Consider the following 15,489-nt stretch of genomic DNA (forward strand, 5'->3'; position numbering starts at 1 on the left):
CCGTGAACAGACGTAACTTTATTAAAGCAGCCTCCAGCGGGGCATTGCTGTTGGGCGCAGCGCCGTCCATCAGTCATGCGGCTGCAGAAAACCGTCCGCCGATCCCGGGTTCTCTTGGGATGCTCTATGACTCGACGCTGTGCGTAGGCTGCCAGGCCTGTGTCACCAAGTGTCAGGATATCAACTTCCCGGCCCGTAACCCGGAAGGCGAGCAAACCTGGTCGAACAACGACAAACTGTCTCCGTATACCAATAACATCATCCAGGTGTGGCGTAGCGGAACAGGCGTGAACAAAGACCAGGAAGAAAATGGCTACGCATACATCAAGAAACAGTGCATGCACTGTGTTGATCCGAACTGCGTTTCCGTTTGCCCGGTCTCCGCGCTGAAGAAAGATCCGAAAACCGGCATCGTCCATTATGACAAGGACGTCTGCACGGGCTGTCGTTACTGCATGGTCGCCTGCCCGTACAACGTGCCTAAGTACGACTACAACAACCCGTTTGGTGCGCTTCACAAATGTGAACTGTGTAACCAGAAAGGCGTTGAGCGTCTGGACAAAGGCGGTTTGCCGGGTTGTGTTGAAGTGTGCCCAGCCGGTGCGGTGATTTTTGGTACCCGTGAAGAGTTGATGGCTGAGGCGAAAAAACGTCTCGCGCTGAAGCCTGGCAGCGAATACCACTATCCGCGTCAAACGGTGAAAGCAGGCGATACCTATCTGCATACGGTACCGAAGTACTACCCACACCTGTACGGTGAGAAAGAAGGTGGTGGTACGCAGGTTATGGTGCTGACGGGTGTTCCTTACGAGGATTTGGATCTGCCGAAGCTGGATGATCTTTCAACTGGTGCGCGTTCCGAACATGTTCAACATTCCCTGTACAAGGGCATGATATTACCCCTGGCTGCGCTGGCGGGCTTAACCGTGCTGGTTCGTCGTAACACGAAAAACGACCATCACGATGGAGGAGACGATCATGAGTCATGATCCTAAACCGCTGGGCGGAAAAATAATCAGCAAACCGGTCATTATTTTTGGGCCGCTTATCGTCCTGTGTATGCTCCTGATCGTGAAACGTCTGGTCTTCGGACTGGGCTCAGTCTCCGATCTGAACGGCGGTTTCCCATGGGGTGTATGGATCGCGTTTGACCTGTTGATTGGTACTGGCTTTGCATGCGGCGGTTGGGCGCTGGCGTGGGCGGTGTATGTTTTCAACAGAGGACAATACCATCCGCTGGTACGTCCGGCGTTGTTGGCGAGCCTGTTTGGCTACTCGCTGGGTGGTCTGTCAATCACCATCGACGTCGGTCGTTACTGGAACCTGCCGTATTTCTACATTCCGGGCCACTTCAACGTGAATTCGGTACTGTTCGAAACGGCGGTCTGTATGACCATCTATATCGGCATCATGGCGCTGGAATTTGCTCCGGCTCTGTTTGAACGTCTGGGGTGGAAAGTTTCTCTCAAGCGTTTGAATAAAGTGATGTTCTTTGTTATTGCTCTCGGCGCGCTGCTGCCAACCATGCACCAGTCTTCAATGGGTTCATTGATGATTTCTGCGGGTTATAAGGTGCATCCGCTTTGGCAAGCTTATGAAATGTTGCCGCTTTTCTCGGTATTAACCGCCTTTATTATGGGCTTCTCGATCGTCATCTTTGAAGGCTCACTGGTACAAGCGGGGCTGAAAGGTAACGGTCCGGACGAGAAAAGTTTGTTCATCAAGCTGACGAACACCATCAGCGTGCTGCTGGCGATTTTCGTGGTTCTGCGCTTTGGCGAACTGATCTATCGCGACAAGCTGTCGTATGCGTTTGCAGGCGATTTCTACTCAGCCATGTTCTGGCTTGAGGTCGTGCTGATGGTCTTCCCGCTGGTGGTGCTGCGCGTCACTAAGCTGCGTAATGACTCGCGCATGCTGTATCTGTCTGCGCTGAGCGCATTGCTGGGTTGTGCAACATGGCGTCTGTCCTATTCGCTGGTGGCGTTCAATCCTGGTGGTGGCTACCACTACTTCCCGACCTGGGAAGAACTGTTGATTTCTATTGGTTTTGTGGCTATTGAGATTTGTGCATACATCGTACTCATTCGTCTACTGCCGATACTTCCTCCTTTAAAACAAAACGATCAAAATCGTCATGAGGCGAGCAAAGCATGAGCCAGAGAATTACTATTGATCCGGTAACCCGTATTGAGGGTCATTTACGCATCGACTGCGAAATCGAAAATGGCGTGGTATCTAAAGCATGGGCTTCCGGCACCATGTGGCGCGGCATGGAAGAGATCGTGAAAAACCGCGATCCGCGCGATGCCTGGATGATTGTGCAGCGTATCTGTGGCGTTTGTACGACCACTCACGCTATCTCTTCCGTTCGTGCAGCAGAAAGTGCGCTGAATATTGATGTTCCGGTGAACGCACAGTATATCCGTAACATCATTCTGGCCGCGCACACCACGCATGACCACATTGTTCACTTCTATCAGCTGTCTGCGCTGGACTGGGTGGATATCACCTCTGCCCTGAAAGCTGACCCAGCGAAAGCATCTGCCATGCTGAACGGCGTGTCCTCCTGGCACCTGAACAGCGCAGAAGAGTTCACCAAGGTTCAGAACAAGATCAAAGATCTTGTTGCCAGCGGTCAGTTAGGCATTTTTGCTAACGGTTGCTGGGGTCACCCGGCAATGCAGCTGCCGCCGGAAGTGAACCTGATTGCGGTCGCTCACTATCTGCAGGCGCTGGAATGCCAGCGTGATGCCAACCGCGTTGTGGCGCTGTTGGGCGGTAAAACGCCGCACATCCAGAACCTGGCGGTAGGTGGGGTTGCTAACCCGATTAACCTCGACGGTCTTGGCGTGCTGAACCTTGAACGCCTGATGTACATCAAGTCATTCATTGATAAGCTGAGCGACTTCGTTGAGCAGGTTTACAAGGTTGATACCGCAGTCATTGCTGCGTTCTACCCTGAATGGCTGGAACGTGGTCAGGGCGCGGTTAACTACCTGAGTGCGCCGGAATTCCCGACTGACGGTAAAAACGGCAGCTTCCTGTTCCCGGGTGGTTACATTACTAATGAAGATCTGTCGACCTATCGTCCGATCACCTCTCACTCCGATGAGTACCTGATCAAAGGGATTCAGGAGAGTGCGAAACACGCGTGGTACAAAGACGAAGCGCCGCAGGCTCCGTGGGAAGGTACAACGGTTCCTGATTACACCGGTTGGTCAGATGACGGCAAGTACTCCTGGGTTAAAGCACCGACCTTCTACGGTAAAACGGTTGAAGTGGGTCCGCTGGCCAACATGCTGTGTAAACTGGCGGCCAAACGTGAGTCTACTCATGCCAAGCTGAATGAAATCATCGCGATTTACACCAAGCTGACCGGTAAAACTATCGAAGTGTCTCAGCTGCACTCTACGCTGGGTCGTATTATTGGCCGTACCGTTCACTGCTGTGAACTGCAGAACGTTCTGCAGGATCAGTACAACGCGCTGATCGTGAACATCGGTAAAGGCGACCACACCACCTTCGTGAAACCGGATATTCCGGCAACGGGCGAATTCAAAGGTGTTGGTTTCCTCGAAGCGCCGCGCGGTATGCTGTCTCACTGGATGGTGATTAAAGATGGCATTATCAGCAACTACCAGGCGGTTGTACCGTCAACCTGGAACTCTGGCCCACGTAACTTTAATGATGAAGTGGGACCGTATGAGCGCTCGCTGGTAGGTACGCCGATTGCCGATCCAAACAAACCGCTGGAAGTGGTTCGTACCATTCACTCCTTCGATCCTTGTATGTCATGTGCGGTGCATGTGGTGGACGTTGACGGGAACGAAGTGGTCTCAGTTAAGGTTCTGTAATGCGGATATTAGTCTTAGGGGTCGGCAATATTTTGCTGACCGACGAAGCCATCGGAGTACGTATCGTTGAGGCATTAGAGCAACGGTACATCCTGCCAGACTTTGTTGATGTTCTGGACGGTGGTACGGCTGGGATGGAGCTTCTCGGCGATATGGCGAACAGAGATCATCTGATCATTGCTGACGCCATTGTGTCGAAGAAAAACACGCCAGGAACGATGATGGTCCTGCGGGATGAAGAGATCCCGGCGCTGTTTACCAACAAAATCTCACCGCACCAGCTTGGCCTGGCCGACGTTTTGTCGGCCCTGCGTTTCACCGGAGAGTTTCCGAAAAAGCTGACGTTAGTCGGCATTATTCCGGAGTCACTGGAGCCGCATATCGGGCTAACGCCAACGGTCGAAGCGATGATTGAACCTGCACTTGAGCAGGTTCTTGCTGCGCTTCGCGAATCAGGTGTTGAAGCGATCCCTCGGGAGGCGGCTCATGTCTGAGGAGTTTGTCGGTTTTCAGACGGCCCCGAAGATGCAGATTCAGGCAGCGTTTGAAGAGGTTGCCCGGCGTTCGATGCACGATCTCTCTTTCTTGCATCCGAATATGCCGGTATATGTCTCTGATTTTACGCTGTTTGAAGGGCAGTGGACGGGGTGTGTTATCACACCCTGGATGCTCAGCGCACTGATTTTCCCTGGACCAGACCAGGTCTGGCCGGTACGTAAAGTCAGCGAAAAAATCGGGCTGCGTCTGCCGTATGGCGAGATGACCTTTACCGTTGGTGAACTGGAGGGCGTATCACAATACCTTTCCTGTTCACTGATGTCGCCGCTTTCGCACAGCATGTCTGCGCAAGAAGGAGTGCGCCTGACTGACGATTGTGCGCGAATGCTGTTATCGCTGCCGGTGAGCGATCCAAATGCGCCGCAGCTCAATCGCCGCGCGCTGCTGCTGGGTCGTCGGAACTGCGAAAATGCATGAGCTGTCCCTTTGTCAGAGCGCGGTTGAGATTGTTCAACAGCAGGCAGAGCAGCACGGTGTCAAACGTGTAACCGGCGTTTGGCTGGAAATCGGGGCGCTCTCCTGCGTTGAAGAGAGCGCCGTGCGTTTCAGTTTCGACATCGTCTGTCAGGGGACGCTGGCGCAAGGGTGTGAGCTGCATATTGATTACAAGCCAGCCCAGGCATGGTGCTGGGATTGCAGTCAGGTTGTGGAAATCACCCAGCATGATGCGCAGTGTCCACATTGTCAGGGGGATCGTCTGCGAGTTGATGCGGGCGATTCACTGAAAGTGAAAAGTATTGAAGTCGAATAACCCATAGGTTGCTATGGGGCGGAGTCAGATATGTGTATTGGAGTCCCTGGTCAGGTTCTGGCCGTTGGTGAAGATATTCACCAGCTTGCGCAGGTTGAAGTGTGCGGCATCAAACGTGATGTCAATATTGCCCTGATTTGTGAAGGTGATACGGCTGAGCTGGTCGGGCAATGGGTGCTGGTGCACGTAGGGTTCGCCATGAGCATCATTGATGAAGATGAAGCTAAAGCCACGTTAGACGCACTTCGCCGTATGGAGTACGACGTCACCAGCGCGTGATTTTATGCCGGATGGCGCAGCGCTTATCAGGCCCGCGCCTTATATGTAGGCCGGATAAGGCGTTTGCGCCGCCATCCGGCATCTTACGTTAACCCTGGCGCTTATCTTCGGTATGGGTATCGAAATCGCTGGCGTCATGGCGTTCATGAAGCTGCTCGTTCAGCGGTCCGTTGGTACGGTTCACAATACGACCACGCTTAACCGCCGGACGCGCCGCAATCTCTTTTGCCCAGCGCTGCACGTGCTTGTAGCTTCCTGCATCAAGGAACTCTGCCGCGTCGTACACGTTACCCAGAACCACATTGCCAAACCACGGCCAGACTGCCATATCGGCGATGGTGTATTCATCTCCGGCGACAAACTGATGCTGCGCTAACTGTTTATCCAACACGTCAAGTAAGCGCTTGGCTTCCATGGTGAAGCGATTAATCGCGTATTCAATTTTAACCGGCGCATAATTATAGAAGTGACCAAAGCCACCGCCGAGGAACGGGGCAGCACCCTGTAACCAGAACAACCAGTTTAGCGTTTCAGTACGTTTTGCCAAATCCTGCGGCAAGAAATAACCATATTTTTCCGCCAGATAGAGTAGGATTGCGCCAGATTCAAATACGCGAACCGGTGGGTTTTGCGAGTGGTCACGCAGTGCCGGGATCTTCGAGTTCGGATTCACCTCAACAAAGCCGCTGGAAAACTGATCGCCATCGCCGATGCGGATAATCCAGGCATCGTATTCCGCGCCCTTCACGCCCTGCGCCAGCAACTCCTCCAGCATAATCGTCACTTTCTGCCCGTTTGGCGTACCCAGCGAATAGAGCTGCAGCGGATGCTTGCCAACCGGCAGCGTTTTCTCGTGTGTAGCGCCGGAAACAGGGCGGTTGATATTGGCGAATGCGCCGCCGTTCGATTTTTCCCACGTCCAGACTTTCGCGGGCTGATAGGTATTGTCTGACATAGTGACCTGCCTTCTGAGTGGTTGTTTGATGCAGTGTAGCAGCCAGGTAGAACTCAATTTAACAGATTGGGACTTTATGCCGTTTTGTGCTGAAAGGGGAAGATAAATCTAACCCGTTCATTGTACCTGGCCCGTACTCCATGAAGAGGAAATCATTGTTGCACGGAAATTGCTACCGTATTCACCATCAAAAATTGGCGGTGAATAAGCAGTAATAATGAAAAAGGGTGTTCCAGGAGTAAGCGGTTATCAGGGCCCGGCGGGTGGGTGGGGCGCGGTAAAAGCCGTCACTGCTTCGCTGTTTTCGCAAAAGGCTGTCGCCCGCGATATTATCGCGATGTTTAAAATGAACCAGGTGAAAGGGTTCGACTGTCCGGGCTGTGCATGGCCGGACCCTGGCCATCGGGCACCGATGGAGCTGTGCGAAAATGGCGTTAAGGCGGTTTCCTGGGAGACAACCAACAAGAAAGCGTCACCAGAATTTTTCAGCCGTCACCCGGTTTCCACACTCTGGCATTACAGCGATTATGAGCTGGAAAACATCGGTCGTTTAACGCAGCCGATGAAATACGATGCCGCGTCAGACACATGGCAGGCGGTGGATTGGGATATCGCCTTCCAGGAAATCGGCGAGCGTCTGCGCAGTTATGATTCAGCCCAGCAGGTTGAGTTTTACACCTCCGGCAGAACGTCAAATGAAGCAGCGTTCCTGTATCAGCTGTTTGCCCGCGAATATGGCAGCAGCAACTTCCCTGATTGCTCAAACATGTGCCACGGACCGACCAGCGCAGGGTTAACGCCGGCCATTGGCCTTGGAAAAGGAACCGTTGAACTTGAGGACTTTGACCACTGCGATCTGGTGATTTGTATCGGGCATAACCCTGGCACTAACCATCCGCGCATGCTGACCACCTTACGCGACGTTGCCAAACGCGGGGCTAAAATTATCTCCATTAATCCGCTGAACGAAAGGGGGCTTGAGCGCTTTAGCTTCCCGCAAAGCGCGAAAGAGATGTTCACCGGTCAGGCGACGGCGCTGAGCAACGACTACTACCAGGTAAAAATGGGCGGTGACGCTTCGCTGCTCAAAGGCATCATGAAAGCGCTAATCGAAATGGACGAAGCGCGGATCTTATTGGATCAGCAGCCGACGCTCGATCATGCGTTTATCGAAGAGCATACCGCTGGATATGCCGCGTTGTATGATGACTTACGCCAGCGTAGCTGGGCGGAGCTGGAACAGGACTCGGGTCTGACGCGCAGTCAGATGGAAGATCTGGCGCACAGCTACAGTAAATCCCGCGCCACGATTGTTTGTTACGGCCTGGGCATCACCCAGCATAAAAACGGCACTGAGAACGTCCAGCAACTGGTAAACCTGCTGCTGCTGAAAGGCAATATAGGTAAGCCGGGGGCGGGGATCTGCCCGTTGCGCGGTCACTCTAACGTGCAGGGCGATCGTTCTGTGGGGATCAACGAAGCGGCGTCCGAAGATTTCCTGCAACGCCTTGAGACGTATTTTTCTATCCGTGTTCCGCGCAAACATGGTCGTTCCAGCGTGGAGAGTATTCGCGCCATTGAGCGCGGAGACGTAAAAGCACTTATCTGCATGGGTGGCAATCTGGCGGTGGCGATGCCCCAGCCGCAGCGTACCTTTGCGGCGATGAAAAAGCTGGATCTGCAGGTCCATGTGGCGACCAAACTGAACAGATCACACCTGCTGCTGGCAAAACACAACTATTTGCTCCCCGCGTTGGGTAGAACCGAGCGCGATCTGCAAGCTACGGGCATTCAGTCTGTGACCGTCGAAGACTCAATGTCGATGGTCCACGCGTCCTGTGGCGCGCTGAAGCCGGCTTCCCGCTGGCTAAAATCCGAGCCCGCGATTGTGGCGGGCATGGCGCGCGCAACGCTGCCGCTTTCGCCGGTAAACTGGGAAGCGTTGACCGGGGACTACGCGCTGATCCGTAATGCCATTGAAGCCGTGATCCCGGCGTTCCACGACTACAACGCCCGTATTGCTGAACCGGGCGGGTTTCGTATGGATACGCCTGCTTCGCGCCGTGAATGGCGAACGGAGAATGGCAAAGCCAACTTTATCGTCAGCCATCAGCGGGCGGTAGAGCGGGAAAATCAGCCTGCCGATACGCTGATACTGGCGACGCTACGCAGCCACGATCAGTACAACACCACGATTTATGGTATGAACGATCGCTATCGTGGCATTACCGGTCGTCGGGATGTGGTGTTTTTAAGCGTCGAAGAAGCGATGAGCCGCGGTCTGAGCCAGGGTGATGTGGTCAACGTTCAGGCGCTGGACGACAACGGTCAGCCCTGCGCGGATCGCATCATGTACGGCTTAACGGTGGTGATTTACAACATGGCGGCGGGCTCAATTGGCGCGTATCTGCCTGAAGCGAATGTCCTGCTCTCGTTGGAGGCGGTGGATACACAAAGTTTGACTCCGGCCTATAAAAGCGTGCCGGTAATCCTTACCCAGGTGTAGTTCCTGTTGTGAATTTTTCGCCTCTGAGCGCCAGTCGCTGCGTTGAGGTGTATGATGATGTCGACCTCTGTCCGGTTAGTGTCGCAGAGCAGGCAATCAGAGCGAAAAATTCACGCCAACCTGCTCAGGCTGTATTGTTTTGAGGTAAGGTGCATGAGCAAAGGAACGACCAGTCAGGATGCCCCATTCGGGACATTATTGGGCTACGCCCCAGGTGGCGTAGCAATCTACTCTTCAGATTACAGCTCCCTCGACCCACGGGACTACGACGATGATGCGGCATTTCGCAGCTATATCGACGACGAATACATGGGCCACAAATGGCAGTGCGTAGAGTTCGCACGCCGCTTTCTCTTCCTTAACTATGGCGTGGTCTTCACCGATGTAGGCATGGCCTGGGAGATCTTCTCCTTACGCTTCCTACGTGAAGTGGTGAATGACAATATCCTGCCGTTACAGGCATTTCCCAATGGTTCACCCCGCGCACCGGTAGCAGGCGCGTTGCTTATCTGGCAAAAAGGCGGCGAATTTAAAGATACTGGCCATGTGGCGGTCGTCACCCAGTTGCTGGAAAACAAAATCCGTATTGCCGAACAGAACGTGCTCCATACGCCGCTGCCTCCCGGACAGCAGTGGACCCGCGAGCTGGAGATGGTGGTTGAAAACGGTTGCTACACCCTGAGGGATACCTTTGACGACACCACCATCCTTGGCTGGATGATCCAGACCGAGGATACTCGTTACAGCCTGCCGCAGCCGGAGATCGCCAGTGACTCACTGAAAATTGGCGGCGCGCGACTGGAAGATAACGGGCAGTTTGACGGTAAATGGCTGGATGAACAGGATCCGCTGCAAAAAGCCTACGTGCTGGCGAATGGGCATGTGATTAATCAGGATCCGCATCAGTACTTCACCATTACCGAAAGTGCCGAGCAGGAGCTGATCAAAGCCACTAACGAGCTGCACCTGATGTACTTGCACGCGACCGACAAGGTGCTGAAAGACGATAACTTGCTGGCGCTGTTCGATATTCCGAAAATCCTCTGGCCGCGCCTGCGCCTTTCCTGGCAGCGTCGTCGGCATCATATGATTACGGGTCGTATGGATTTCTGTATGGATGAACGTGGACTGAAGGTGTATGAGTACAACGCCGATTCCGCCTCGTGCCATACCGAAGCTGGCTTGATTCTCGAAAGATGGGCCGAGCGTGGTTACACAGGGCAGGGACACAACCCGGCTGAAGGGTTGATCAACGAACTGGCGGGTGCCTGGAAGCACAGCCGCGCACGTCCGTTTGTCCACATCATGCAGGATAAGGATATCGAAGAAAACTATCACGCGCAGTTTATGCAGCAGGCGCTGCGTCAGGCCGGGTTTGACAGCAAAATTCTGCGTGGCCTCGATGAGCTACGTTGGGATGATGCCGGTCAACTGATTGACGGTGACGGCCGCCTGGTGAACTGTGTCTGGAAAACCTGGGCGTGGGAAACCGCGATTGAGCAGGTGCGAGAGGTCAGCGAAACGGAGTACGCCGCGGTACCAATTCGTACCGGGCATACGAATCAGGAAGTGCGTTTAATCGACGTGTTGCTGCGCCCGGAAGTGCTGGTCTTCGAACCTCTGTGGACGGTGATCCCAGGCAACAAAGCGATATTGCCAATCCTCTGGCAGCTTTTCCCGCACCACCGCTATCTGCTTGATACCGATTTCACTGTTAATGAAGAGCTGGCACAAACCGGTTATGCGGTGAAACCCATTGCAGGACGTTGTGGCAGCAACATCGATCTGGTGAGCCATCAGGAAGAGCTACTGGATAAAACCAGCGGTAAGTTTGCCGAGCAGAAGAACATTTATCAGCAGCTTTGGTGTCTGCCAAACATTGCCGGTAAATATATTCAGGTTTGTACCTTCACCGTAGGCGGTAACTACGGCGGTACCTGCCTGCGCGGCGATGAGTCGCTGGTGATTAAGAAAGAGAGCGATATCGAGCCGCTGATTGTGGTGAAGGAAGAGTAATCTTTTGGCATGTTCTTGATTGAAATACGAAAAGCTGGAGTATATCTCCGGCTTTTTTATTTATAGTTAAATTGGTGCTGGTTAACTTTAAATAAGTTTCGTGATGTATATATAAGAGCGTAAATATTTTTAAGATTAATGTCTTATAACTTAAATGCATTCGTTTAATGAATATATTCACCAATGATTAATTTTCGTCGCTTGTATCAGATAAATATTTTATTGATTTTAATTTTAAATAATAAACACTAATGTGTTATTTGGCTGATTAGTGATATCGATCAAGTTTTCTCCCGTGGAATATATCGGATTCCGACTGCGTACTAATTATAATCATTAATTGTCATTAACAGTCATTATTGACTGCCCACAGAAATGACGTTGTAAGAAACACGTTGAGTGATTAGAAAATGCTCCGTCAGGAAATGCACAATATCGGCAGGAATCGCCGGTCTGAGAGGGACGTATGGGTGACAGTTTTCAGAATGAAGTGCCGACAGCACGCGTTAATATTAAGTTAGATTTACATACCGGAGGCGTGCAAAAAAAGGTTGAATTGCCGTTAAAACTTTTGACCGTGGGGGATTTCAGTAATGGTAGAGAACAACGACCATTATCGGAGCGCGAAAAGGTTGATATTAATAAGAATAATTTTAATGATGTGTTAGCTAAGTTCTCACCAGTGGTTAATTTGAGTGTTAAAAATACGTTGGCTGGTGATGACAGAAAGGACGATATTAACCTTACCTTTAAAAATATCCGCGATTTCGAACCCGAACAGGTCGCAAGAAATATCCCACAATTACGCGTTTTGTTAGCTATGCGTAACTTACTGCGTGACCTGAAATCTAACTTACTCGATAACGCCGCTTTTCGTCGCGAGCTGGAAATCATCCTTAAAGATCCGGACTTGAGTCAGGAATTGCGTGATGAACTGGCAACGATGATGCCGGAAGAGATTTAAGGCTATACAGGGTTTCCTCCGCTAAATCGGCAGGAATAGTAAAGGATCATAAAAGGAATATGTTGATGTCTGTTCAGGAACATACCTCTTCAGTCGCGACCACCACGACCAGTGAACGTAGCGTTTATCAATCCCTCTTTGACAAAATTAATCTTGCCCCGGTTTCGACATTAAAAAACGTCGATGCGTGGCAGAGCGATGAAGCGCTATCTGATGCCGCTCCGGCTGAACGCGTGACCGCTGCGATTCAGGTTCTGGTCTCATGTCTGGCGGATGCTGCGCAGCCCCTGGAACGTCTGGATAAAACGCTGCTCGATGAGCAGATTGCTCGCCTGGATAAGCAAATTAGCGACCAGGTTAATGAAGTTATGCACCATGCTGAATTTCAAAAACAAGAATCGCTCTGGCGTGGTTTGCATTCGATGATCACCGGCATCGATTTTCGCCGAAATGTCCGTGTAGAAATGATGGATATCAGCAAGGATGCGCTGCGTGATGATTTTGACGACGCGCCGGAGCTTATCCAGAGTGGGTTATACCGCCATGTTTATATTGAAGAATATGATCAACCAGGCGGCGAACCCATTGCGGCAATGATTTCAGCGTACGAATTTGATAACAGTCCGCAGGATATTGCACTGCTGCGCAATATTTCTGGCGTGTCGGCTGCTTGCCATATGCCGTTTATTGGTGCCGTGGGGCCGAAATTCTTCCTGAAAGAAAATATGGAAGAAGTCGCGGCCATAAAAGACATCAATGATTATTTCGAACGTGCTGAATACATCAAGTGGAAAGCATTTCGTGATAGCGATGATTCACGCTACATCGGGCTGACTATGCCGCGTGTGCTGGGTCGCCTGCCGTATGGCCCAGATACGGTGCCGGTACGCAGTTTTAACTATGTTGAAGAAGTTAAGGGGCCGGATCACGAAAAATATTTGTGGACCAGTGCCTCTTTCTCTTTCGCTGTGAACATGGTGAAAAGTTTTATCAAGAATGGCTGGTGCGTCCAGATCCGTGGGCCACAGGCGGGCGGCGCGGTTAAAGATTTGCCTATCCATTTGTACGATTTAGGTACAGGTAATCAGGTGAAAATCCCGTCTGAGGTAATGATTCCGGAAACCCGCGAGTTTGAATTCGCCAACCTCGGTTTTATTCCGCTTTCTTATTATAAGAATCGTGATTACGCCTGCTTCTTCTCTGCTAACTCGGCTCAAAAACCTGCACAGTTTGATACTCCGGAAGCGACGGCTAACAGTCGGATTAACTCACGTCTGCCGTATATATTCCTGCTTTCTCGTATCGCTCACTACCTGAAAATCCTGCAGCGAGAAAACATTGGCACGACTAAAGATCGCCGTCTGCTTGAGCTTGAACTTAACAACTGGCTGCGCAGTCTGGTAACCGAAATGACCGATCCTGGCGATGATTTACAGGCATCACACCCGCTGCGTGATGGGCGTGTCGTGGTGGAGGACATTGAGGATAACCCCGGTTTCTTCCGCGTGCGCCTGTACGCTATTCCGCATTTCCAGGTTGAAGGTATGGACGTCAGTCTGTCGTTAGTTTCACAAATGCCTAAGTCGAAATCTTAACGACGCAGCGCACAGGAGGTGCGATGAAGATCTATCGTCCGTTATGGAGCGAGGAGGCCTTTCTGGCTCCCCAGCAGTTTCAGCAACAGACTCGTTGGGATGCCTATGTCGCTGACGTTGTGGCTCACATGTCACTTTCATCACCGTGGGGCGTCATCAGCGCGGAGTTTGACGAAAGTGCGCTAACGGTTTCCCGTTTGAATCCCGTTAATCTGGTGGTGCGCTTCCCTGACGGTACGTTAGTGGATACAGGTATTTCAGATAACCTGCCTCCGGCGTGTGATTTATCGCACCTTACTGGTTACAACAGCGTTGATATCGTGCTGGCATTGCCGCTGCTTTCGGCTAATGGCGGTAACCTTTCATCAGGCAACGGCGTTAGCCGCCCGTGTCGCTGGCAGCAGGAATGGCTGCCAGTGCAGGATCTCGCAGGCCAGGAGCAGACTGATATGGCGGTGCTGCGGCATGCTATTACCCTCCGGTATGCCCACGACGATAACAGCGCTTATCTCACCTGTCCGGTAGCTTGCCTTATTCGTAATGCTCAGGGGCAATGGGAATTAGGGCACGATTTTTTACCACCCTCGCTTTCACTCTCAGCGAGCCCCTCATTAATCAATTCGCTCGGTGATTTGGTACACCGTATCCAGGCCCGTTGCCGCCGTCTGATGGCCTTGCGCCGTGAAAGTAATGAACGAATGGCGGATTTTGCGGTAGCAGATGTTTCATTGTTTTGGCTGCTGAATGCGCTTAATAGCTCAGAGCCTGTTCTGAAAGAAATGCTGCAAAACCCAGGTCGTCACCCCGAGCTTTTGTGGCGGGAGTTGGCGCGGTTAGCCGGCAGCCTGCTGACCTTTTCATTAGAAAATGATGTCAGCGTTGTACCTCCATACCAGCACGCAAATCCGCAGCAGGTATTCCCGCCACTGTTTGCACTGCTGGTGGAACTACTGGAAGCCAGCCTGCCATCTCGCGTTGTCGCGATTGAACTGACGCAGGAGCGACAGTTCTGGTATGGCGCTCTGTCGGATGCACGGCTGCGTGAAGGCGCTGATTTTTATCTTTCCGTTCGTTCGCCTCTTCCTGCGCATGTCCTCCTGACGCAGTTTCCACAGCTGTGTAAAGCAGGAAGTCGGGCTGATGTGTCAGATGTCGTCAATGTGGCACTCAGCGGCATTCCATTAAAACCGCTGACGCATGTACCCGCCGCTATCCCACTACGACTGGAAAATCAATATTTTGCTCTTGAGATTAATCATCCAGCCGCCCAGTCCATGCTGGACGCCGGTAATTGCGCTTTCTATGTGCCGGGAACGTTGGGAGAGATTCAACTTGAGCTCTTTGCAGTATTAAGGGATTGAAATAAATGAATAAGGATATTGATCAGGTGTTCTGGCCAACCTGGCTTGCTGTAAGCCAATTACGCGATGGGCCGGAAGTTGACGATGGGGCTGCTTTCTATCGCCAGGCCTGCCAATGGATTGATTCTGCACGTGAGGCCTTGCGTGATATGGGATACAGCGAACACAGCGTTGAGCACATGCTCTATACGCAATGTGCATTACTGGATGAAAGCGTGTTGAACCGCAACCGTCAGGATAGCGGTTATATCACCTGGCTTGCGACACCTTTACAGGCCCGCTATTTCAACACCACCAATGCCGGGGAAGAACTTTGGGAGCGTATTCGCACCGTTCTGCGCGAGCCCGTTCCTGATACCGCCGTATTAACCTGCTTTTATCGCGCAATCACGCTCGGATTTGTGGGGCGCTATCGTGAGCAAGGTGACGAACGTCGCGAAGATGTTCTTGAGGCGCTGGCGACTCAGGCGATGCCTTTTAAATTAAAGCACGATGCGCCGGTAATTATGCGGGCTTCCGGCTTCTCTGGCGGTAAGCGCCGCTGGTGGCTGGCATGGCTTGTCGGCGCGCTGGCGTTAGGTGCTTTATGGCTCACATTTTCTCATGTCTTACAAGGGCAGATTGCTCAGCTTATTGGGCAGGGTTAA

Annotated in this window: 14 protein-coding genes; 13 read left to right on the plus strand and 1 reads right to left on the minus strand. The window is 52.1% G+C overall.

Annotation, left to right across the window (positions count from 1 at the left end):
• Positions 1-2: 2 nt before the first annotated feature.
• The 7 genes from hybA to hybG are packed head-to-tail and all read left to right on the plus strand — an operon-like array spanning position 3 to position 5,445.
• Positions 3-989, plus strand: a complete 987-nt coding sequence (gene hybA, locus SK33_RS03820; protein ID WP_003828357.1) for a hydrogenase 2 operon protein HybA — start codon at positions 3-5, stop codon at positions 987-989.
• Positions 979-2,157, plus strand: coding sequence for a Ni/Fe-hydrogenase cytochrome b subunit (hybB, locus tag SK33_RS03825; protein ID WP_003024479.1), 1,179 nt, complete (start codon positions 979-981; stop codon positions 2,155-2,157). Before hybA ends, hybB begins: the two co-directional genes overlap by 11 nt.
• Positions 2,154-3,857, plus strand: coding sequence for a hydrogenase 2 large subunit (hybC, locus tag SK33_RS03830; RefSeq protein WP_003024476.1), 1,704 nt, complete (start codon positions 2,154-2,156; stop codon positions 3,855-3,857). Before hybB ends, hybC begins: the two co-directional genes overlap by 4 nt.
• Positions 3,857-4,351, plus strand: a complete 495-nt coding sequence (locus SK33_RS03835) for a HyaD/HybD family hydrogenase maturation endopeptidase (RefSeq protein WP_003024473.1) — start codon at positions 3,857-3,859, stop codon at positions 4,349-4,351. The genes hybC and SK33_RS03835 overlap by 1 nt, the downstream gene beginning before the upstream one ends.
• Positions 4,344-4,832, plus strand: a complete 489-nt coding sequence (gene hybE, locus SK33_RS03840; RefSeq protein WP_003024465.1) for a hydrogenase-2 assembly chaperone — start codon at positions 4,344-4,346, stop codon at positions 4,830-4,832. The genes SK33_RS03835 and hybE overlap by 8 nt, the downstream gene beginning before the upstream one ends.
• Positions 4,825-5,166: a hydrogenase maturation nickel metallochaperone HypA gene (hypA, locus tag SK33_RS03845; protein WP_003024462.1), complete on the plus strand. Its 342-nt coding sequence runs from the start codon at positions 4,825-4,827 to the stop codon at positions 5,164-5,166. Before hybE ends, hypA begins: the two co-directional genes overlap by 8 nt.
• A 30-nt stretch (positions 5,167-5,196) precedes the next feature.
• On the plus strand, positions 5,197-5,445 hold the full coding sequence (hybG, locus tag SK33_RS03850; RefSeq protein ID WP_003024459.1) for a hydrogenase maturation factor HybG: 249 nt from the start codon (positions 5,197-5,199) through the stop codon (positions 5,443-5,445).
• Positions 5,446-5,533: 88 nt separating this feature from the next.
• Here the strand turns inward: hybG and yghU are convergent, their stop codons facing one another.
• Positions 5,534-6,400, minus strand: a complete 867-nt coding sequence (gene yghU, locus SK33_RS03855) for a glutathione-dependent disulfide-bond oxidoreductase (protein WP_003024455.1) — start codon at positions 6,398-6,400, stop codon at positions 5,534-5,536.
• 217 nt (positions 6,401-6,617) lie between these two features.
• Here yghU and SK33_RS03860 point away from each other — a divergent pair, with 217 nt between their 5' ends.
• The 6 genes from SK33_RS03860 to tssL all read left to right on the plus strand — a co-directional run bounded on the left by SK33_RS03860 (position 6,618) and on the right by tssL (position 15,489).
• Positions 6,618-8,906 carry an FdhF/YdeP family oxidoreductase gene (locus SK33_RS03860; protein WP_003024453.1) on the plus strand — a complete coding sequence of 763 codons (2,289 nt, stop codon included), beginning with the start codon at positions 6,618-6,620 and terminating at the stop codon, positions 8,904-8,906.
• A 153-nt stretch (positions 8,907-9,059) separates the two neighbouring features.
• Complete coding sequence (gene gss, locus SK33_RS03865) at positions 9,060-10,922, plus strand: bifunctional glutathionylspermidine amidase/synthase (RefSeq protein ID WP_003024450.1); 1,863 nt, start codon at positions 9,060-9,062, stop codon at positions 10,920-10,922.
• Positions 10,923-11,388: 466 nt separating this feature from the next.
• Complete coding sequence (gene tssB, locus SK33_RS03870) at positions 11,389-11,886, plus strand: type VI secretion system contractile sheath small subunit (RefSeq protein ID WP_003024448.1); 498 nt, start codon at positions 11,389-11,391, stop codon at positions 11,884-11,886.
• 65 nt (positions 11,887-11,951) lie between these two features.
• Positions 11,952-13,481 carry a type VI secretion system contractile sheath large subunit gene (gene tssC / locus SK33_RS03875; RefSeq protein WP_003024445.1) on the plus strand — a complete coding sequence of 510 codons (1,530 nt, stop codon included), beginning with the start codon at positions 11,952-11,954 and terminating at the stop codon, positions 13,479-13,481.
• 23 nt (positions 13,482-13,504) lie between these two features.
• Positions 13,505-14,842 carry a type VI secretion system baseplate subunit TssK gene (gene tssK / locus SK33_RS03880; RefSeq protein WP_048218588.1) on the plus strand — a complete coding sequence of 446 codons (1,338 nt, stop codon included), beginning with the start codon at positions 13,505-13,507 and terminating at the stop codon, positions 14,840-14,842.
• A 5-nt stretch (positions 14,843-14,847) separates the two neighbouring features.
• Positions 14,848-15,489 carry a type VI secretion system protein TssL, short form gene (tssL, locus tag SK33_RS03885; protein ID WP_003024441.1) on the plus strand — a complete coding sequence of 214 codons (642 nt, stop codon included), beginning with the start codon at positions 14,848-14,850 and terminating at the stop codon, positions 15,487-15,489.

The organism is Citrobacter sp. MGH103 (assembly GCF_001034475.2).
Lineage (GTDB): Bacteria > Pseudomonadota > Gammaproteobacteria > Enterobacterales > Enterobacteriaceae > Citrobacter > Citrobacter freundii.